The 711-nt window shown below is 50.4% G+C and carries 1 protein-coding gene; it reads left to right on the top strand.

The annotated features are described in order from the left end of the window. Positions 1 to 567 precede the first annotated feature (567 nt). Positions 568 to 711, top strand: a 144-nt coding sequence (locus HMPREF9334_RS11925) for a replication/maintenance protein RepL (protein WP_342626178.1), incomplete at its 3' end; no start/stop codon positions are given.

Genomic DNA, 711 nt, shown 5'->3' with positions numbered 1-711 from the left:
CGCTGGGCAGAGGGGAACGTGTCCGTTCCCCTTGCATGAAAGCGTCTGGGGGTGGTCACGCGTCAAGGGCAAGCCGCTACGCGGTCGCCGATGGCGACCCTTGACGCTTCATAGCCCCGTAGAGCGTCTATTTTGCGTCTGTCCATAGTTCAGTATAAGGGAGCGCATTAAAACGTCATAGCGAGCCTCTGAGAGCGTCTGAAGGGTATTGCTGTAATGAAGGTGCAAGGGGCGCGCAGCGACCGCGTAGCGGCTTGCCCTTGCACCGTGATAAAAGCAGGACGCTTTTGCCCCGCGGTCGGGTGAACCCGACCGCCTGCCTAGCGGCGAGCGAGGGGTGCAGGGGGCTTGCTCCCTGCTGGGGGCGGTGGGGGCAAAGCCCCCACGAAACCCCTTGAAGTGGCGGTCGATGATTCTGCCGCTAATACAAGATAAGAGTGAAAAAAGGGGTAAAAACCTGTAATGCCTTGATATTACTGAATTTATCGCTATTTTGCTTGATATGATTTTTGGTAAATCTTGATATGATTTGATAACATTGAGTATGATTGACTTATATAATTCGATATGATATTATCTATATCAATATCAAGCAAGGAGGAAAAACAAATGGCAGTAACCCGCAAGAAAGTCAAGGTAGTAGGAACAGAAACTTATATCAAGCAGGATACTGGAGAACTGCGAGAAATGCAGGTAATTGACATTGAGGAG

Source organism: Centipeda infelix ATCC 43532 (genome assembly GCF_000234095.1).
GTDB lineage: Bacteria > Bacillota > Negativicutes > Selenomonadales > Selenomonadaceae > Centipeda > Centipeda infelix.
This window is presented reverse-complemented; position numbering and strand designations above follow the sequence as displayed.